Origin of the sequence: Saccharopolyspora karakumensis (assembly GCF_004349225.1) — a bacterium.
In the GTDB taxonomy this organism is placed as follows: domain Bacteria; phylum Actinomycetota; class Actinomycetes; order Mycobacteriales; family Pseudonocardiaceae; genus Saccharopolyspora; species Saccharopolyspora endophytica.
Window position 1 is genome coordinate 1 of the sequence record NZ_SMLA01000037.1, and the last position, 18,702, is coordinate 18,702.

Sequence of the window (18,702 nt, forward strand, 5' to 3'; positions counted from 1 at the left end):
GGTCTGATCGAACGACTACGGAGGGGCGCGCGGATCTAGATCCGCGCGCCCCTCCGTAGTCGTCGCCCAATGTTCGCCAAGCCCTTGCACAACGTTGACGTTCGCTTACGCTCCAAGCCGTTCTCGAACAGCTTGGAGGTCCCGGTGGCTCCCGAACGTCGACTCCTGCCGCTGCTCACGGGCGGACGTGCCCGCGTCACGTGCCGCTACCGATGCGGCGACCAGTGCTCCCAACACCCGCCGAACACCTCGGACAACGCCTACTTCGGGCAGGTCCTGGACCAGGTGCTCAGCCGCCGCGGCCTGCTCAAGGCCGGAGCGGTGGCCACGGCCGCGCTCGCGGTTCCCGCGCTCGCCTCCCGCGAAGCGGCCGCCGCGACCGGTCTGGACTTCGTGCCGATCCGGCCCAACACCGAGGACGCGGTGGTGATCCCGGACGGCTTCCAGCAGCAGATCGTGATCCGCTGGGGCGACCCGATCCTGCCCGGCGCACCGGAGTTCGACTTCGACGCCCAGTCACCCGAGGCACAAGAAGGCCAGTTCGGCTACAACAACGACTTCTGCGCGCTGCTGCCGCTGCCCGACGGCCGCAGGCTGATGGTCAACAACCACGAGTACGTCACCGAGGAGTTCGTCTTCCGCGGCTACGACTCGGAGAACCCCACCGAGCAGCAGGCCCGCATCTCCTGGGCGGCCCACGGGCTTTCGGTCGTGGTGCTGGAGGACAAGAAGCCGGTGATCGACCCGCTGAACCGGCGCATCACCCTCACCACCCCCTTCGAGCTGCGCGGACCCGCAGCAGGCAGCGAGTGGCTGAAAACCCCTGCCGATCCGACGGGAACGCGCTCGCTGGGCACCATGAACAACTGCTCCGGCGGTGTCACACCGTGGGGCACGATCCTGTCCGGCGAGGAGAACTTCCACCAGTACTTCGCCAACGCCGACACCGTCACCGACCCGGTCGCCGCGGAACGCCTTGCGCGCTACGGGATCTCCGGCGGGGCGACCGACCGCAAGTGGGAGCGCTTCGACTCCCGCTGGGACCTCGCCCAGCAGCCCAACGAACCCAACCGGTTCGGCTGGATCATCGAGCTGGACCCGAACGACCCGTCCTCCACCCCGATCAAGCACACCGCGCTCGGCCGCCTCAAGCACGAAGGCGCCAACATCCGCGTCCTCGACGACGGCCGCGTCGCCGCCTACATGGGCGATGACGAGAAGTTCGAGTACATGTACCGGTTCGTCTCCGACGGGAAGATGAAGCCGGGCAGCAGCGGGCACGCCCGCAGGCACAACACGTCGCTGCTGGACTCGGGCACCCTCTACGTCGCGAAGTTCACCGGCGACAACCCCGCCGAGATCGACGGCACCGGGACACTGCCCTCCGACGGGGAGTTCGACGGCGTCGGCGAGTGGATCCCGCTGGCGCACAACGACACCAGCTTCGTCGACGGCATGAGCGCCGACGAGGTCTACGTCTTCACCCGCCAGGCCGCCGACAAGGCCGACGCCACCAAGATGGACCGGCCCGAGGACGTCCAGCCGCACCCCGACACGGGACGCGTCTACGCGGCGCTGACCAACAACTCCGATCGCGGCACCGACGGCAAGGCACCCGCCGACGAGCCGAACCCGCGCGACACCAACAAGCACGGCCAGGTCATGGAGCTCGACGACGACCCGGCGGGCATCCTGTTCACCTGGCGACTGCTGCTGGTCTGCGGCGACCCGGCCGACCCGTCGACCTACTTCGCCGGATACGACAAGTCGCAGGTCAGCCCGATCACCTGCCCGGACAACGTCGCCTTCGACAGCCGGGGCAACCTGTGGATCACCACCGACTCCAGCGGCGCGCTCGGCTTCAACGACGGCCTCTACGCCGTCCCGCTGGAAGGCCCGGAACGCGGCCACGTCAAGGCGTTCCTCAGCGTCCCGCGCGGCGCCGAAGCCTGCGGTCCGGTCATCGAGGACGACCTCGTCCTCGTCTCCGCCCAGCACCCGGGCGAGCTGGACGGCGCCGACGCCGACAACCCCGCCAGCCACTGGCCCGACGGCGGCACCGCCCAGCCCCGGCCCTCGGTGGTCGCGGTCTGGCGCTGATCAGCTCTCGAAGGGTGAAGTTCAGGCACCGCGAGACCGGCACTCGGCCATGCCGGTCTCGCGGTGGCCGGTGTCCCGGATCCGCCGAACCCACGCCTCCCGATCAGCTCCTGATCCGCCGGTAGAGCCGCACCCACGCCTGCGGTGTCAGGTCTTTCGGCAACGGCGGTAGGCCGTGGTGGCGGTGGCCGGTGACGTTGCGGATCATCTCCGCGAGCGATCGGCCCCTCGCCTGGTAGACGGCTTGGACGAAGGCCTGGTAGTCGTTCCTGCGCTCCACCGGGAGGAGCTGCCGCCTGGTGATGTGGAGGATTCCGCCGCTGCACGCCGGGATCGGCCGGAAGTCCTGCGCCGGAATCTCGCCCAGCAGCCGGAATTCGAACCAGGGCGCCCACTGGGCGTTGAGCTGGCTGCCGCCCCTCGCCCGCTTGCCCGCCACCTCGTGCTGGATCAGCAGCACCGCTTCGGTCCAGTTCTGGGTGGTGAGCAGGGTGCGGGTCATCGTCGTGGTGATGCCGAACGGCAGGTTGCCGACCACGGCGTGCGGCCTGGCCGGGAACCGGAACTCGCGCATGTCGCCGTGGTGGAGGCGCACCTGCGGGAGTTCGGCGCTCAGGCGCTCGACGCAGCGCCGGTCGAGCTCGACCGCGATCAGCGGGCGGCCGAGGTGGACGAGCTCCCGGGTCAGCGCGCCGCGGCCCGCTCCGAGTTCGACGACGGGGTCCTGCGACTGCGTCAGGGCGCGGGCCATGCGGCGGGCCGCGCGGGGGTTGATCAGGAAGTTCTGGCCGAGTTCGCGGCGCGCGCGATCGCGCGCCGTCCTGCGGCGGAAAGACATGGGGACTGCTCCTGCACTCGCGAGCCGGATGGGAACCGGGTCTCGCGCGCACAGGCCGGCGGGTGAACGTCCGCAGCATCGACCGCGCGTCGGGGAACGAGACCCGGACGCGAACGGCGACGCGATCTACCGGCCGCGCCGCCTAGGCGGAACGCAGCCGGATGAAGAAGGCAGCGGAACAAAGTCCCATGTCGACAAAGCTACAAGCCTCCACCCCGGCCCGAAACCGATTTTTCGCAGCGCCCGGCTCCGGCACCCGGCTCGGCGTCGAGGGGGGACAGGGGAGTTCTGGTCCGAACCGACCAGATGAAAGGGATGTCGATCACGGGCGGTTCGGGCCAGAACTCCCCCCGTGGTGACGCCGGACACTCGGCGGAAGAGCAGGGGAGCGCGGTGTCGGCGACTCTGCGTCGCTTGTTTGGCTTCTGTTCACCCAGATGTACCGAGTACATCGCCCGATCTGTCTAACGTTCGGGTGTTCCAAACCAATCCCATGGAGGTCCGCTTGTCTTCCCGACCGGACAGCGGGCGGGTCATCCCGCTCCCTCTCATCTCCCACCACAGCGCCAGCCGTTCCTCGGTCACCTGCAAGTACCGCTGCGGCAACGCCTGCCAGCACGAGGCGCCGAACACCTCCGGCAACGCCTACTTCGGTGACATCGTCGAGGCCGTGCTCAGCCGTCGTGGCGCTCTGAAGGCCACCGGCGCGCTCGCGCTGACCGTCGGCGGCGCCGCCGTGCTCAACGGCACCGCCGCTGCCGCGCCCCAGCCCGCCCCGGCCCGAGGCGCCGTGCCCGGCACCGACTTCGCGCCGGTCGCGCCGAACACGCAGGACGCCGTGGTCGTCGCGGACGGCTACCAGCAGGGCGTCGTGATCCGCTGGGGTGACCCGGTCGTCGAAGGCGCGCCCGAGTTCGACTTCGCCAACCAGAGCGCCGCCGCGCAGGAGAAGCAGTTCGGCTACAACAACGACTTCGCCGAGCTCATCGCGCTCGACCGGACCGGTGCCGAAAGCCTCCTGGTGTGCAACCACGAGTACACCACCGAGGAGCACATGTTCCTCGACTACGACGAGAACAACCCCACCGAGGAGCAGGCCCGCATCGCCTGGGCCGCCCACGGTCTGTCCGTGGTGATGGTCAAGCGCCAAGACGACGGCAGCCTCAAGCCGGCGCCGAGCCGCTACAACCGGCGCATCACGCTCAACACCCCGTTCGAGCTGCGCGGACCCGCAGCGGGCAGCGACCTGCTGAAGACCTCCGCCGACCCGACCGGCACGACCGTCTTCGGCACCCAGAACAACTGCGCGGGCAGCCTCACCCCGTGGGGCACGATCCTGTCCGGCGAGGAGAACTTCAACCAGTACTTCGCCAACGCCGACAGCGTCACCGACCCGGTCGCCAAGGAGCGCCTCGGCCGCTACGGCTTCGAAGGGACCGCCAGCACCCGCAAGTGGGAGCGGTTCGACAAGCGCTGGGACCTCGCGCAGGAGCCCAACGAGGCCAACCGCTTCGGCTGGACCGTCGAGATCGACCCGAACGACCCGTCCTCGACCCCGGTCAAGCACACCGCGCTGGGCCGCTTCAAGCACGAGGGCGCCGCGGTCCAGATCGCCGACGACGGCCGCGTCGTGGCCTACAGCGGTGACGACGAGCGCTTCGACTACATCTACAAGTTCGTCTCCAACGGCAAGGTCAAGCAGGGCACCAGCGCGCTGGCCCGCCGGCACAACATGACCCTGCTCGACGACGGCACGCTCTACGTCGCGAAGTTCACCGGCAACAGCCCCGCCGACGAGATCGACGGCACCGGGAAGCTGCCCGCCGACGGCAAGTTCGACGGCATCGGCGAGTGGATCGCGCTGGCCAGCGGCAAGGAGTCCTTCGTCCCCGGCTTCACCGCCGAGGAGGTCTACGTCTTCACGCGCCTGGCCGCCGACGCGGTGGGCGCCACCAAGATGGACCGGCCCGAGGACATCCAGCCCAACACGGTCAACGGCAAGGTCTACTGCGCGCTGACCAACAACAGCAACCGCGGCAGCGAGGGCAACGCGGCTCCGGACGAGGCCAACCCGCGCGTCGGCAACAAGCACGGTCACGTGCTGGAGATCGACGACGACACCACGGGCACCCGCTTCGGCTGGAACCTGCTGCTGGTGTGCGGCGACCCGAACGACGCGGGCACCTACTTCGGCGGGTTCGACAAGAGCAAGGTCAGCCCGATCTCGTGCCCCGACAACGTGGCCTTCGACCGCCACGGCAACCTGTGGATCTCCACCGACGGCAACGCCCTGGACTCCAACGACGGCCTGTTCGCGGTGCCCGTCGAGGGACCGGAGCGCGGCTTCGTCAAGCAGTTCCTGACCGTGCCCAACGGTGCTGAGACCTGCGGTCCCGTGGTGCGCGACAAGCTGGTGACCGTGTCGGTGCAGCACCCGGGCGAGATCGACGGCCACAACGCGGGCAACCCGGCATCGCACTGGCCGGACGGCGGCACCTCGCAGCCGCGTCCGTCGGTCGTGGCGATCTGGCGTGAAGACGGCGGTGAGATCGGCCGCGGCTGATCCACCTTGCGAGCGCGGGGGTCCCCGGCCGAAAGGCCAGGGACCCTCGTTGCGTCTTCACCCCCGGCCCGAGCTCCGGCCATCCCGAGCAGCCGCTCCCCTCACATGACCGGATTTCCACTGAAACCGGGTTCCCGACTTCCACTGAAATCGAGGGTCTGAGTTCCACTGAGATCCGGTCGGGTGGACGGGGTCAGTCTTGGGAGGTGGGGGATTCCTTGGGGACTGCGCGGAGGGCGATGACCGTGAAGGCCGCAGCGATCATGATCACGCCCACTACCCAGAGGCCGGAGCGTTGGGAGCCCGTGACGTCGGCGAGGGCTCCGGTGATGTAGGGCGCCGCGAAACCGCTGATGTTGCCCAGCGAGTTGATCAGCGCGATGCCGCCCGCCGCTGCGGCACCGGCGAGGAAGTTGCTGGGGAGCGCCCAGAACGTGGGCAGGGCGGCGCAGACGCCGACCGCGCAGATCGTCACCGCGACCATGGCCATGAACGGGTTGCCCAGGTACAGCGCGACCGGGATGGACACGCCGCCGATCAGCATCGGCAGCGCCACGTGCCAGACCCGCTCGCGGGTGCGGTCGCCGTGCGCGGCCCAGAGGACCATCGCCACCGCGCCGATCACGTACGGAACCGCCGTCACCAGGCCGGCTTCCATCGTGGACAGCTCCGTGCCGTACTGCTGCTCGAAGCCCTTGACGATCGTGGGCAGGAAGAAGCCCAGCGCGTACAGGCCGTAGGCGATGCCGAAGTAGACGAAAGCCAGCGCCAGGATCCGCGGATGCGTCAGGGCCTTGCGCAGCGGCCACGCGTGCGCGGCCTCGGTTTCGGCGCGCTCGGCCTCCAGCTGACCGGACAGCCACTCGCGTTCCTCGTCTTCGAGCCACTTGGCCTGCTCGGGCCGGTCGGTCAGGTAGAACCAGGTCGCCACCGCCAGCAGGATCGCCGGCACGCCTTCCACCAGGAACATGAACCGCCAGCCGGACAGGCCGAAAACGCCGTGCCCGCTGCTGATCAGCGCGCTCGACACGGTCGCGCCGATGGCGCTGGAGACCGGGACCGCGGCCATGAACAGCGCGACCGCCTTGGCCCGCTGCACCGCCGGGAACCAGTACGTCAGGTACAGGATGATGCCCGGGAAGAACCCTGCCTCGGCGACGCCCAGCAGGAACCGCAGCACCACCAGCGTCGTCGCGTTCGGCACGAACGCCATCACGGTCGCGACGATGCCCCAGGTGATCATGATCCGGGCCAGCCACTTGCGGGCGCCGAAGCGGTGCAGGGCGAGGTTGCTCGGCACCTCCAGCACCAGGTAGCCGAGGAAGAAGATGCCCGAGGCGAACCCGAAGACCGTTGCGGTCATGCCCAGTTCGTCGTTCATCCCGTTCGGGCCGGCGAAGCCGATGTTGACCCGGTCCAGGTAGTTGACGAAGTACAGGAGGCACAGGAAGGGCATCAACCGGATCGCGACCTTGCGCAGGATCCGGTTCTGCATCTCCGCAGAAGCTACGTTGGCGCTGCTCACCGGATGGGCATACGCGCAGCCCGCCCACCAGGTCAAGACCCGACCGGAGGATGGGACGGCCGGTAGCTCCGGTGAAATATGCCACCTGTAGCGTGACAGACATGCCCGAACGCCCGATTGCCCTGGTCACCGGCGCCTCACGAGGCATCGGTGCCGCGGTCGCGCGTGAGCTGTCCAACACTCATGACCTGTTGTTGGGCGGCCGCGACACCGACGCCATCCGGACCCTGATCGACGAACTGCCCGGCGCCGCCCGCGAGTGGCCGGTGGAACTCACCGACCACGCCGCGCTGGCCGACGCCGCGACCGACATCGAGCGAGTCGACGTCCTGGTGCACTGCGCCGGACTCGTCGAGCTCGGCACCATCGCCGACGCCACCGGCGATTCCTGGCGGCGCACCTTCGAGGTCAACCTCTTCGCCGTCACCGAGCTCACCCGCCTGCTGCTGCCCCAGCTCCGCGCCGCGCAGGGCCACGTCGTGCTGGTCAACTCGGGCGCGGGCCTGAGCGCCAAGCCGAACTGGGGTGCCTACGCGGCCAGCAAGTTCGCGCTGCGCGCGTTCGCCGACGTGCTGCGCGCCGAGGAAGCCGCCAACGGCGTGCGCGTGACCTCGGTGTTCCCCGGCCGGACCGCGACGGACATGCAGCGTTCCGTCCGCGAGCAGGAAGGCGGGACCTTCGAGGCCGACCGCTACCTGCGTCCCGAGTCCGTGGCCAAGCCGATCATCTCGGCCGTCAACGCCACGCCGGACTCGCACCTCACCGAGATCATCGTGCGCCCCGCCGCTGCTTGATCTCCCACATCGAGCCCCGGGCCCGCGCGGTCCGGGGCTCCGTCGTGCTCAGCCCCGGACGTGCTGGGCGGCGGTGCGGGCCGCGGCCTGGACCGTGCGGCGGTCGACCCGGGTGGGTTCGCGGTCGTTGAGGACCTCCTCGCCGGCGACCCACACGTCGCGCACGCTGCGCGAACCGGCCGCCCACACCACGTTCGACATCACCTGCTCGTCGGGTGCGTCCAGGCCCGTTGCGAAAGCGGGGTTGTCGACGTCGAGGTGCACGATGTCGGCCCAGCGGCCCGGTTCCAGCGCACCGATGTCGTCGCGGTGCAGCGCCTCGGCACCACCGCGGGTCGCGGCCAGCAGCGCGGCCCGCGCGCTCAGCGCCGTCGCGTCGCCGGTGACCGTGCGCGCGAACAGGCCCGCGAGCTGCACCTCTTCCCACAGGTCGAGGTCGTCGTTGCTGGAGGGCCCGTCGGTGCCCAGCCCCACCGGGACGCCCGCCGCCAGCAGCTCGACCAGCCGAGCGGTGCCGGAGGCGAGCTTGGCGTTGGAGCCCGGGCAGTGCGCGACACCGACACCGCGCCGCGCGAACAGCTCGATGTCCTCGTCGCTGAGGTGCACGCCGTGCGCCGCGACGACCCGGCCTTCGAGCACGCCGAGCTTGTCCAGCAGCGCCGGGACCGAGCCGTACTCCTCCCGCTGGGCGGTGTCCTCGGCGAGGGTTTCCGCGACGTGGGTGTGGACCAGGGCGTTGCGCTGCTGCGCGGACTCACCGATCGTCTGCAGCGCTTCCGGCGGCAGCAGGTAGGCCGAGTGCGGGCCGTAGGCCAGCTCGATGCGCTCACCGGGACCGAAGCGCAGGCCGTCGGCGTCGATCCAGCGGTCGATGACCTCGACCGCGCCGCGCCACCCCCCGAGCGCCTCCAGTGCCGGGGTGTCGATCACGGCGGAGGCCAGCACCGCGCGGGAACCGACCGCCAGCGTCGCCTCGACCATGGACTCTGCGATGAAGTACATCTCCGCGCTGGTGGTGATGCCCGCTCGCAGCATCTCCACGCATCCCAGCTCCATGCCCGCGCGCACGTCGGACGGGCGGAGCCTGGCCTCGGCCGGGAAGATCACCTCGTTGAGCCAGCGCAGCAGCGGCAGGTCCGCGCCCATGCCGCGCAGCAGCGTCATCGGGCTGTGGGCGTGGGCGTTGATGAGGCCGGGCAGCAGGATTCCGCCGCATTCGCGGACGATCACGTCGTTGGGCCGTTCCGGTGCGCCCTGGCGAGGCCCGCAGTAGCTGATGCGGCCGGTGTCGTCGACGTCCACGACCGCGTCCCGGACGACCGAGCAGGTCGCGTCGCAGGGCAGGGCCATCGGTGCGTGCAGGCGGAGTGCGGTCGGCATGACCGCATTCTGCCGCACCGCGATCCGCAACCGGACGGCCTCGTTCCCCGGCGGGCGCGACCTTGGCCGAAAGGTCAACACGACCTGGCCGATCGGCCGACCTGAGCGGCTCGATCCCTGGCCTGCAGGCCGATACCGGTTTTCGCGCCGATGCCCGAATCTTGAACCAGGCCGCACCGAGGACCCGCCCTTAGGGGCAGAGCCCTGATGGGCCAACCGAATGATCAGGGAAAACATCCCCAGCTGGCCGATCCGCACGAGGCATCGCAGGAGCCACGCTGGGAGCGACGAACCCGAGTCGGGGAGGTTCACCATGTTCGAGACCACGATGACCGCCATCGCCGCCGCCATCGCGATGATCGCGCTGCTGCTGATGGCGCTGAGCTCCGTGCTGCAGGACCTGCTGGAGAGCTACGGCGGTGGCGAGCGCAAGCGCCGCGAGAACGGCTTCACTCCTGGGGCAGGTCCGTGCCCAGACAACGGCGGCTCATCCGGGCAAGAACGTCGTAGCGGGGGCGATTTCGCTCTTCTGGAGACGCGTCCCGCTCAGCTGCGGCCGGTTCCCGGCGGCCGGTTACCCGCGCCTCCGGCGCTGGTCGATCGTCCGATCCGCTTCTGGCTCGGCGGGCCGCGGCCTTGCTGACCGTGAACGCCGGTGCCGATCCGCCGGGACGGCGTCCCGAGCGCAGCCATTCGAGCCGGTGCAGCGCTTCGCTGTGGTGATCGGTGATGGTGACGCGAGCGGCGTCGAAGGAGTGCAGCACGGCGCGGTTGATCTCGACGATCGCCCGATCCCGCCACAGGCTGCGCTCGGTGGAGGTGTCCATGCCCAGCCGTTCGGCGATCTGGCGGGTCAGGCCGTAGGCCTGGTCGTCGGCGAGACCGCGGGTGCCGATCTCGGTGCCCACGAACCAGGTGTTGAACGGCGCGGCCGGGTAGCGGATCCCGCCGATGAGCAGCTCCATGTTGCTGATCAGCGGGACGCTGTGCCAGCGCAGCCCGAGTTCGCCGAACCAGCGGTGGTCGGGGTGCTCCAGCGGGACTTCCTGGACGACGTCGCGCGGCACCGCGGCGAGCGTGACGCCCTCGTGCTCGGTCTCGACGACCAGCGGTAAGTGGTCGAAGCGGCCTCGCTCCGGCGGGGGTTGCCAGCCGAGGTTCTGCGCTGTGGCGGTGAAGCCCTGGTAGCGGGCGTCGCCGAGGACACCGCCGTCGGCCAGCGAGTACCCGGCGTAGCGGACGACCTGCTCGTTCCAGATCCGGGGGCCGGACGACTCGGGGGAGTCCGGGGCGAGAACGGTGATCAACGGCTGGATGCGGCCGGCGTTGGTGGCCAGCCGCAGGTGCTCGAAGCACTCGCCGGCGATGGCCGAGGCGTTGCGCAGGCCGCGCAGGTCGCGCACCTTGAGGCGGCGCCAGGGCAGGCCGCTGGTGCACCAGCCGCTGTCGCGGAGCGCGACGCGGGCTCCGTAGGAGAGTTCGGCGGTGGTGTGCCGGTAGGTGCCGGTCTCGGCGATGCTGCGCCGCACTTCGGCGAGCCGTTCGCGCAGGGAACCGGCTTCGGGGTGGGCGGAGTGGAAGGAGCGCAGGAAGTCCTCGGCGGCGGTTTCCGACGGGCTCGTCTGGCTCGGGATGAGTTCCTCGCGAATAGCCGTCACGCCGTGCGAACGTAGTCGCGAAACCTGCTGCCTGGGCAGCTCAGAGCCGTTCTCTTTCCGGTGATCTTGAGCCGCCACGAACAGGTCGCCGTTAACGCGATGTAACTAGTTTCGACGCGTTTGACGGAACCCTTGATCGACCATTCGAGTGAACATCTCGGCCGATCAAGGATCGCCCATCAGGAGTCAGACCCGCTCGTAGATCAAGTCGTGGATCTCGCGGCCCTCGTCGTGCGCGCGGTTCTCGAACTTCGTGACCGGACGCCAGTCGGGACGCGGAGCCCAGCCGCCGGGCTCGTCGGCGCAGCGGTTGCGCAGCTGCGACTGGGCCTCGCAGACCTCGCGCATCTGCTCGGCGTAGTTCTCCCAGTCGGTGGCCAGGTGCAGCACGCCCCCGGGACGCAACCGCGAGGTGATCAGCTCGACCGACTCCGGCTGGACCAGGCGGCGCTTGTGGTGGCGCTTCTTCGGCCACGGGTCCGGGAAGTAAATCCGCACCTCGTCCAGCGATCCCGGCTCGACGTGCTCGCGCAGGAGCACGATCGCGTCGCCGCGCAGCAGGCGGAGGTTGGAGACCTCCAGCTTCTCCGCGCGCAGCATCAGCTGGGCCAGACCGGGCTTGTAGACCTCGACCGCCAGGTAGTTGACGTCCGGCTGCGCCGCGACGAGCTGCGCGGTCGTCTCGCCCATGCCCGAGCCGATCTCCAGCACCACCGGCGCGGAACGGCCGAACCAGGACTCCACGTCCAACGGGCCCTCGGGCAGCTCGGTGACGTCGGAGCCGAGCTCCGCCCAGTGGCGATCCCAGGCCCGCTGCTGGCCCACGGTCATCCGCTCGCCTCGCTGGACGTAGCTGACGACGGTGCGGCGGAACGGAACCTGCTGGTCAGAGGAATTCACGAGGAAGAATTATCGCAAACCGACTGCGGCCCCCGAGCACCGCGTGTTCGGCTACCGGCTCACCACACCTCGACCTGCGGGAGCAGGGAGAGCAGCTTGGTCGTGCTGGTCGGCACGGGCAGCGGTTCCTCGTCGCCGTAGGCGGGGACGACGTTGACCCAGCCCTCGTGCTCGTCGGTCAGGACGACGGTGGTGGGCATCTTCACCGAGCCGCGGTCGGACGGGGCGTACTCCCAGTACCCGGCCTCGCTGATGCCGACCCAGGGGACGAAGACCCAGCCGGGTCGGGCCGAGAGCGCGGCGTGCACCTCGTCCTCGATCTGGAACGCCTCGGCGCGGGAGGCGAGGTCGCCGCGGTCCAGCGCGCGCAGCCACCAGGGCGCGGGCAGCCGGCGCTTGGCGCCGTGGAGCTTGCGGAAGAGTTCCAGGACCTGCCGCTCGGAAGCGGTGTGGATCCAGCTGCGCCGGAGCGATGCGGGTGTCGCGGCTTCGGTGGCCGGCGGGTGGGCTTCGGTCGCCAGCGACCACTCGAGCCGCGGAACCGGCTCCAGCTGGACGTCGTTGCCGATGTGCTTGGCGCGCACGCCACCGCGCGGTGCGTCGATCAGCGCACGCTCTTGTGAAGACAGTGCACGCTCCTGCGAAGACAGCATGTGGCCCACTCCTCTTGTGGTGGAGATAGACGCGAGCTGAAGTACTCGCCCACGGCCAGCGCATGCCCCCAAGCGACGCTGGTTGCGGGACACCTCTACTTATGCCTTACCACAGCCAAACCGACGAATGGGACAAGCGTGTAAAATGTGATTGCAATCACAGACAGAACTCGTTCGGTTGACCTAATGGGTGCTGGCTCGACAACGGGAGCCGTGGCGGTTGGAGTAGAGGCGTGCCGGATCAGACGTTCCAACGCGTGGAGATCAACAACGGTGTCGTCGTGGGCCTCGACATCTCGGCCTCGTCGCTGCGAGCCCTCGTCGTGGCCGGGGAGGAGGCCGAGCGCCGCAACGCCGTGCTGCACGTCGTGCGGGCCTGGAGCATGCGCACGGCACCGCGCCCCGCCGACTGCCCGCCCAACGCCGTCCCGAGCACCGAAGCGTTCCAGCAGGAAGTGGAGCGGGAGACGGCGAAGATCGTCGCCGACAACCTCGGCGACCCGCCGAAGGTCACCGTGGAGATCCACGTGGTCCACTCGCCCTCGCCGCAAGCCCTGCTCTCGGCGTCCAAGGGCGCGGACCTCCTGGTCGTCGGCCACCGTGGCCGAGGCGGGTTCTCCGGCCTGATGCTCGGATCCGTCGCGGAGCAGTGCGTCCGCCACGCGGCCTGCCCGGTCCTGGTCGTCCGCCCGATGGTCTAGCGGCTGTCAGCTGCTGGGAAGTGCGGCGGCAGCCGCCGTTTCAGGTGTGGGACTCAACCGGCACCGCCGCGGGTTCTGAGGTGGTTCTCCTGCGAGGACGTGTCGACGCTGTGCATTGGTCGTACACGAGTCGGCGCGCCCGGAGCAGGAGGACCGCCTCAGGTTCCGCCACTCGCACCGCCAAGCAAAGCGACCCCAAGAGTTCGCAGCGCCGAGAAATACTGAACGAACCACGCTGCGCCGGACGTGGAAAGCGCAGAAAGCACAGGGCCCCGGGCCATCCCCCGAATGACAGCCCGGGGCCCTCCCCCGTCCCGACCGCCGGCGCCCCCGAGCGCTACTGCAGTCGGTCGTCTTTGGTTGTGCTTCAGCGTTCTCGAACCACTGGGTGATCCGCCGCTGACGCACCGTGCCCAATGTGACCCGGTGCGATCGGCGTGCCGATGACGACCGCTCGATCTTGCAAGTCGATCCTATCGGTCGGCGTGATCAGACTCTCGGCCGGGCTCGGTAACGTTTTGCTATCCCGGGCCCAGCTGGGGATTCCCGATTTGATCAAGGTCTTTCGGAGTCATGATCAAATCCGCTGGTCAGGCATCGCGGCGGTGCGTCACGGCCAATCCGATCGACCAGACACCCACCGTGACCGCCGCGAAGTACGCGAGTGCTCCCCACGGCCCCAGCGGCATGTCGATGGCCATGTTCCCGCCGCCCTTGAGGAAGTGGTCGGCCATCACGAAGGGCATCCACTGCTGGACGTCCTGCCCGACCTCGGGCACCAGCGCGATGAGGCTTTCCACCATGAGCGACCACAGCAGCAGGATGGTCACCGCGCCCGCGGTCTGCCGCACCAGCATCCCGACGCCGACCGCCAAGATCGCGGAGAACGCGAACACCGGCCCGACACCGGCGATCTCGCGCCACTGCTCGGCGGTGGTGATCGCCAGGTCCGAGCTGGGCTGCAGCACCGTGGAGATCGCCCACGAGCCGAACGCGCCGATCTCGCCGATGATCAGCGCCAGCACCGCGACGACCGCGGTCTTGGCCAGCAGCACCGCGGTTCGGTTCGGCACCGCCTGGAAGGTCGCGCGGATGGTGCCGAACCGGTACTCGGTGGTGATCGCCAGCGCGGCCAGCACCAGCGTGACCATCAGCCCGAACTGGTAGCCGAACTGCGTCGTGCTCAGCGACATCCCGTCGGAGACTGCGGCGATCAGGGCGGTGAACCCGATCGGCAGCGCGAGGGCGAGGAACATGCACCACCACGGGGAACGGGTGGAGAACAGCTTCATGCGCTCGACGGCGAGCAACGTCATCGGGCCACCCCCTGGGCGGTCAGCTCGGTCGCCTCGCCGAGCGTGGTCTGGTATTCCACGGAGTCGCTGGTCATCTGCATGAACGCGTCCTCCAGCGAACCGCGCTGCGCGGTGAGCTCGTGCAGCACGATCCGGTGCTGCGCGGCCAGCTCACCGATCTGCTCGGTGGTCGCGCCGTCGATGACCAAGCGGTCGGCCTCCGAGGAGCGGACGGTGATCTGCTCGTCGCCGAGCAGCCGTTGCAGCTGCGAGGCTTCCGGCGAGCGCACCAGCACCGAGCTGCTGCCCGCGTTGTCGACGAACTCGGCGGTGCTGCACTGCGCGATCAGCTTGCCGCGGCCGATGACGACGAGTTCTTCGGCCGTCAGCGCCATTTCCGACAGCAGGTGGCTGGAGACGAAGACGGTGCGCCCCTCGGCGGCCAGGCCCTGCATGAACCGGCGGATCCAGTGGATGCCCTCCGGGTCGAGGCCGTTGACGGGCTCGTCGAACAGCAGCACCTCGGGGTCGCCGAGCAGCGCGGTCGCCAGCCCCAGGCGCTGCGACATGCCCAGCGAGAACCCGCCCGCGTTGCGCCGGGCGACGTCGGTGAGGCCGACCTGCTCCAGGACCTCCTCGACGCGCTGCATCGGGATCCCGTTGGAGCGCGCCATCCACCGCAGGTGCGCGCGGGCCGAGCGGTTGGGGTGCACCCACTTGGCGTCCAGCAGCGCGCCGACGGTGCGCAGCGGGTTGCGGAGCTCGCCGTAGCGCTTGCCGTTGATGCGCACTTCGCCGGAGGTGGGGTTGTCCAGCCCGAGCATCATCCGCATCGTGGTGGACTTGCCCGCGCCGTTGGGGCCGAGGAACCCGGTGACGTGACCGGGTTTGACCGTGAACGACAGGTCGTCCACCGCCACCTTCTGGCCGTAGCGCTTGGTGAGGCCGCTCGCCTCGATCATGATCACTCCTGTTGCTGGGACGCGGAGCCGTGCCGGTAGTAGTGAATCGACTCCGAGGATGACGCACCTCAGGGTTCTCCCGGAGCGGCACCCCGGTCCCCGCTTCTCCGATCCACAGTGGACTTCCAGGGCGATTCGCGGATCGCGGAGCCGCGAGCTGCGAGAACGGGCCGCTCAGGCGAAGAGGCGGTTGAGCTCGACGGCGAGACCGTCCTCGGCGACCGTGCCGATCGTGTCGTCGGCCGTGGCGCGCAGGTCCAGGGGCGCCTGGCCCATCGCGACGCCGCGGGCCGCCCAGCTCAGCATCTCGAAGTCGTTGGTGCCGTCGCCCGCCGCGAACGTGCGACCCGCGGCGATGCCGAGCTCGGTGCGCAGCTTCTCCAACGCCGCCCCCTTGGACAGCCCCTCCGGGACCACGGTGACCCACGGCTCGTAGGTGTCGACGGAGATCGTGCAGTTCGGCAGCCGCACGCCGGCGAGCGTCTCGGCGAGCTCGGCCGGGTCGTGCTCGGTCCACTCCGCGATCAGCCGGGGTACCGGGTGGGCGGTCAGCTCGTCGATCGGGGTGATCCGCTGCGGGCCGTGCAGCTTGTCCGGGTCGAAGGGGTCGGACACGAGGTTGCCGACCCCGACGTCCTCGGCGGCGAAGATCGCGCCGGGCAGGTGCTCCTGCAGCGCCCGCAGCACCGGCGTGGCGTCGAACGAGGCCACCGAGACCGGCTCGCGCCGGGCCACGTCCACCAGCACGGAACCGTTGGAGCACAGCGCGAACCCGCTGGTCAGGCCGAGTTCGTCGAGCACGGGCGCCGTGCCGAGGAAGGCGCGCCCGGTGGCCAGCACCAGCTGCGCGCCGGAGTCCACGGCGCGGCGCACGGCGGCCTTGACGGCGTCGGAGATGGTGTCGGTGTCCGGGTTCAGCAGGGTTCCGTCGATGTCGAGGGCGACGAGGTCGGGTTTGAAGTCAACGCTCACGCCCGCAGGTTAGGGCCTGGTGAGAAAGTGCTTTGCTCGGCGGTGCGGGTGGCAGGACCTGGAGCGGTTCCGCGGACTCCGTGCGCCACTCCTGATGTACGCCAATACACGGCGTCGCGGCGCACTCGCCACGAAACCGCTGAAGAACCTGCGGCGGTGCGAGCTGAGTCCCACACCTGAACAGCGGCTCCGCAGCGTTAGGTGAACCGGTCGTTCCTCGTCCTTTGTGGACTTCGACCGGCGGGGCGGTGGGACGTGGCAGGATGGTGCGGGCGGATTCCCGGGAAGTCCGGAATGTCTGACTCCATCGAGAGGGCACCTTGAACACGGCACCCGAGCAGCAGAGCTGGGCAGGTCCGTTGTCGGCCGCCGTCGCCCGGCTGTGCGCGGGGCTGCAACCGCAGCTGTCCGACAAGACCTCCGAAGGCTTCGACGAGGTGCTGCGCAGGCTCGGCGCCCCGCTGCAGGTCGCCGTCGCCGGCCGGATCAAGTCCGGCAAGTCCACGCTGGTCAACGCCATGATCGGACGACGGGTCGCGCCCACCGACGTCGGCGAGTGCACCCGGCTGGTGACCCGCTTCCAGTACGGCACGGTCGACCGCGTCGAGGTCGTGTTCCACGACGGCCGCAAGCAGGCGATCCCGTTCGACCCCGGCGGCGGCATCCCCGCCGACCTGGGCGTGGACTTCGACGAGGTCTCCCACCTGGAGGCCTACCTGACCAACGCGGTGCTGCGCGATCTGACCGTGATCGACACCCCGGGACTGGGTTCGCTGGACTCGGCCTCGGTAGCGCGCACCGAGCAGGCGCTGGGCACCCAGCAGCTCGACCCGGTCTCCCGCGACGCCGTGATCGGCGCGGAAGCCGTGCTCTACGTCGTCACCCAGGGCGTTCGCGCCGACGACGAGCAGGCGCTGGCCGCCTTCACCGCCGCGACCGCGAGTCGCGAAGCCGGGCCGGTCAACGCGATCGCGCTGCTCAACAAAGCCGACATGATCGAGGCCGACACCGTCGACGGCGCCGACGACGACGTGTGGAAGGCCGCCGAGATCCTGGCCGCCAAGCAGTCGGAACTGCTCAAGCCCAAGGTCGCCGACGTGCTGCCGGTGATCGGGCTGCTCGCCGAGACCTCCGAGACCGGCGGCTTCACCGCCCCGGACGCCGAAGCGCTGCGATCGCTGGCCAAGCTCGACGAGTCGACGCGGGAGACCCTGCTGCTGTCGGCGGACCTGTTCACCAGCTGGGAGTGCGACGTCCCGGCGGGCACCCGCACCCAGCTGCTGGAGCGGATGGACCTGCACGGCGTGCGCTGCGCGCTGGACGCGCTCGACGCCCAGCCCGACATCACCGCCGGTGAGCTGCGGCGGCGGATCCGCGACGCCTCCGGGCTGGCATCGGTGCTGGGACGGTTGGACTCGGTGTTCCGGGCGCGCGCCGACGGCATCAAGGCCGCGGCCGCGCTGGCGTCGATCACCGCGCTCGCGCAGTCCTCCGGCGACCGCGACGAGCGCCAGAAGGTGCACGACGCGATCGAAGGGCTGCTGGCCAGGCCGGAAGCCCACCAGCTGCGCGTGCTGGAGGCGTTGACGCTGGTCGCCGCCGGGTCGGTGGAGATGCCGCCGGACCTGGCCGAAGAGGTCATGCAGGTGGGCGGCAGCACCGACCCCGGCGAGCAGCTCGGCCGACCGGAACTGCCGCAGGCCGAGCTGACCGAGCTCGCGCTGGAGCGGGCCAACTGGTGGCGCTCCTTCTCCTCCTTCGGTGCCACGCCCGCGCAGAGCCGGGTCGCGCACGTGGTGCACCGGGCCTACTTCCTGATCTGGCAGCAACTGCGAACCAGGTGATCACCGTGCGGGGCTGGCGACGACCGAAGAAGTCACTCGAAAGCGGAACCGAGCACCGTTCGAGTTCGTCTGTTCTCCCAGAAGCCGGTGATCCGGCTTCCGACGCTGCCGCCGATCAGGGGACGGACATGACCGCCGTGACCAGCGAAACCGTCATCGATCCGCTGGAGCAGGCGCTGACCGACCGCGCCGCGCTCATCCAGCTGTGCGTGTACGCGGTCGACCGCGCCCGCAGCGCGGGAGTCGCCGAACGGCTCGCCGACGGGCTCACGAGCATCGGCGTCGCGCCGCTGCGGCCCGACGGGCAGCGCTTCGACCCCGCCTTCCACGAGGCCGGCGGCACCCTGCCCACCGACGACCCCGCTCTCGACGGCGTCATCGCCGAAACCGAGCTCCTCGGCTTCGCCGACCACGACCGCGTCCTGCGCGCCCCGGTCGTCACCGTCTACCAACTCCGCACCTGATCCGGGTACCTTCGACGCTCGTGGTGAGCTCCTCCACCACCTGCGAGATCCGG

Annotated in this window: 15 protein-coding genes; 6 read left to right on the plus strand and 9 right to left on the minus strand. The window is 69.8% G+C overall.

What is annotated here, in order from left to right:
• Positions 1 to 69: 69 nt before the first annotated feature.
• Positions 70 to 2,100 carry a PhoX family protein gene (locus E1202_RS21345; RefSeq protein WP_132684925.1) on the plus strand — a complete coding sequence of 677 codons (2,031 nt, stop codon included), beginning with the start codon at positions 70 to 72 and terminating at the stop codon, positions 2,098 to 2,100.
• A gap of 103 nt (positions 2,101 to 2,203) precedes the next feature.
• Here E1202_RS21345 and E1202_RS21350 read toward each other — a convergent pair whose 3' ends face one another.
• Entirely contained in the window at positions 2,204 to 2,938 is a 735-nt protein-coding gene (locus E1202_RS21350) for a ribosomal RNA small subunit methyltransferase A (RefSeq protein WP_132684926.1), read from the minus strand.
• A gap of 505 nt (positions 2,939 to 3,443) precedes the next feature.
• Between E1202_RS21350 and E1202_RS21355 the strand changes: the two genes are divergently transcribed.
• Positions 3,444 to 5,501: a PhoX family protein gene (locus E1202_RS21355; protein ID WP_235878808.1), complete on the plus strand. Its 2,058-nt coding sequence runs from the start codon at positions 3,444 to 3,446 to the stop codon at positions 5,499 to 5,501.
• Positions 5,502 to 5,694: 193 nt separating this feature from the next.
• Here E1202_RS21355 and E1202_RS21360 read toward each other — a convergent pair whose 3' ends face one another.
• Positions 5,695 to 6,996, minus strand: a complete 1,302-nt coding sequence (locus tag E1202_RS21360) for an MFS transporter (RefSeq protein ID WP_207918847.1) — start codon at positions 6,994 to 6,996, stop codon at positions 5,695 to 5,697.
• Between the two features lie 131 nt (positions 6,997 to 7,127).
• Here E1202_RS21360 and E1202_RS21365 point away from each other — a divergent pair, with 131 nt between their 5' ends.
• Entirely contained in the window at positions 7,128 to 7,820 is a 693-nt protein-coding gene (locus E1202_RS21365; RefSeq protein ID WP_132684929.1) for an SDR family oxidoreductase, read from the plus strand.
• Positions 7,821 to 7,868: 48 nt separating this feature from the next.
• Here the strand turns inward: E1202_RS21365 and E1202_RS21370 are convergent, their stop codons facing one another.
• From E1202_RS21370 to E1202_RS21385, 4 genes are all read right to left on the minus strand, one after another.
• Positions 7,869 to 9,200: an amidohydrolase family protein gene (locus E1202_RS21370; RefSeq protein WP_132684930.1), complete on the minus strand. Its 1,332-nt coding sequence runs from the start codon at positions 9,198 to 9,200 to the stop codon at positions 7,869 to 7,871.
• A gap of 449 nt (positions 9,201 to 9,649) precedes the next feature.
• Positions 9,650 to 10,858, minus strand: coding sequence for a nitric oxide synthase oxygenase (locus tag E1202_RS21375; protein WP_132684931.1), 1,209 nt, complete (start codon positions 10,856 to 10,858; stop codon positions 9,650 to 9,652).
• Between the two features lie 186 nt (positions 10,859 to 11,044).
• Positions 11,045 to 11,689 (minus strand): tRNA (guanosine(46)-N7)-methyltransferase TrmB, encoded by a 645-nt coding sequence (gene trmB, locus E1202_RS21380; protein WP_408007017.1) that lies wholly within the window; start codon positions 11,687 to 11,689, stop codon positions 11,045 to 11,047.
• A gap of 128 nt (positions 11,690 to 11,817) precedes the next feature.
• Positions 11,818 to 12,411: a hypothetical protein gene (locus E1202_RS21385; RefSeq protein ID WP_235878810.1), complete on the minus strand. Its 594-nt coding sequence runs from the start codon at positions 12,409 to 12,411 to the stop codon at positions 11,818 to 11,820.
• Between the two features lie 233 nt (positions 12,412 to 12,644).
• Here E1202_RS21385 and E1202_RS21390 point away from each other — a divergent pair, with 233 nt between their 5' ends.
• Positions 12,645 to 13,112 (plus strand): universal stress protein, encoded by a 468-nt coding sequence (locus tag E1202_RS21390; protein ID WP_235878812.1) that lies wholly within the window; start codon positions 12,645 to 12,647, stop codon positions 13,110 to 13,112.
• Positions 13,113 to 13,702: 590 nt separating this feature from the next.
• Here E1202_RS21390 and E1202_RS21395 read toward each other — a convergent pair.
• From E1202_RS21395 to E1202_RS21405, 3 genes are all read right to left on the minus strand, one after another.
• Complete coding sequence (locus E1202_RS21395) at positions 13,703 to 14,428, minus strand: ABC transporter permease (RefSeq protein WP_132684933.1); 726 nt, start codon at positions 14,426 to 14,428, stop codon at positions 13,703 to 13,705.
• Positions 14,425 to 15,369, minus strand: a complete 945-nt coding sequence (locus E1202_RS21400) for an ABC transporter ATP-binding protein (protein WP_132684934.1) — start codon at positions 15,367 to 15,369, stop codon at positions 14,425 to 14,427. The genes E1202_RS21395 and E1202_RS21400 overlap by 4 nt, the downstream gene beginning before the upstream one ends.
• 174 nt (positions 15,370 to 15,543) lie before the next feature.
• Positions 15,544 to 16,341, minus strand: a complete 798-nt coding sequence (locus E1202_RS21405) for an HAD hydrolase family protein (RefSeq protein ID WP_132684935.1) — start codon at positions 16,339 to 16,341, stop codon at positions 15,544 to 15,546.
• Positions 16,342 to 16,661: 320 nt separating this feature from the next.
• Between E1202_RS21405 and E1202_RS21410 the strand changes: the two genes are divergently transcribed.
• Together E1202_RS21410 and E1202_RS33015 are read left to right on the plus strand one after the other, a co-directional pair.
• Positions 16,662 to 18,185, plus strand: a complete 1,524-nt coding sequence (locus E1202_RS21410) for a dynamin family protein (protein ID WP_132684936.1) — start codon at positions 16,662 to 16,664, stop codon at positions 18,183 to 18,185.
• On the plus strand, positions 18,185 to 18,649 hold the full coding sequence (locus E1202_RS33015; protein ID WP_408007019.1) for a nucleotide exchange factor GrpE: 465 nt from the start codon (positions 18,185 to 18,187) through the stop codon (positions 18,647 to 18,649). The genes E1202_RS21410 and E1202_RS33015 overlap by 1 nt, the downstream gene beginning before the upstream one ends.
• Positions 18,650 to 18,702 lie beyond the last annotated feature (53 nt).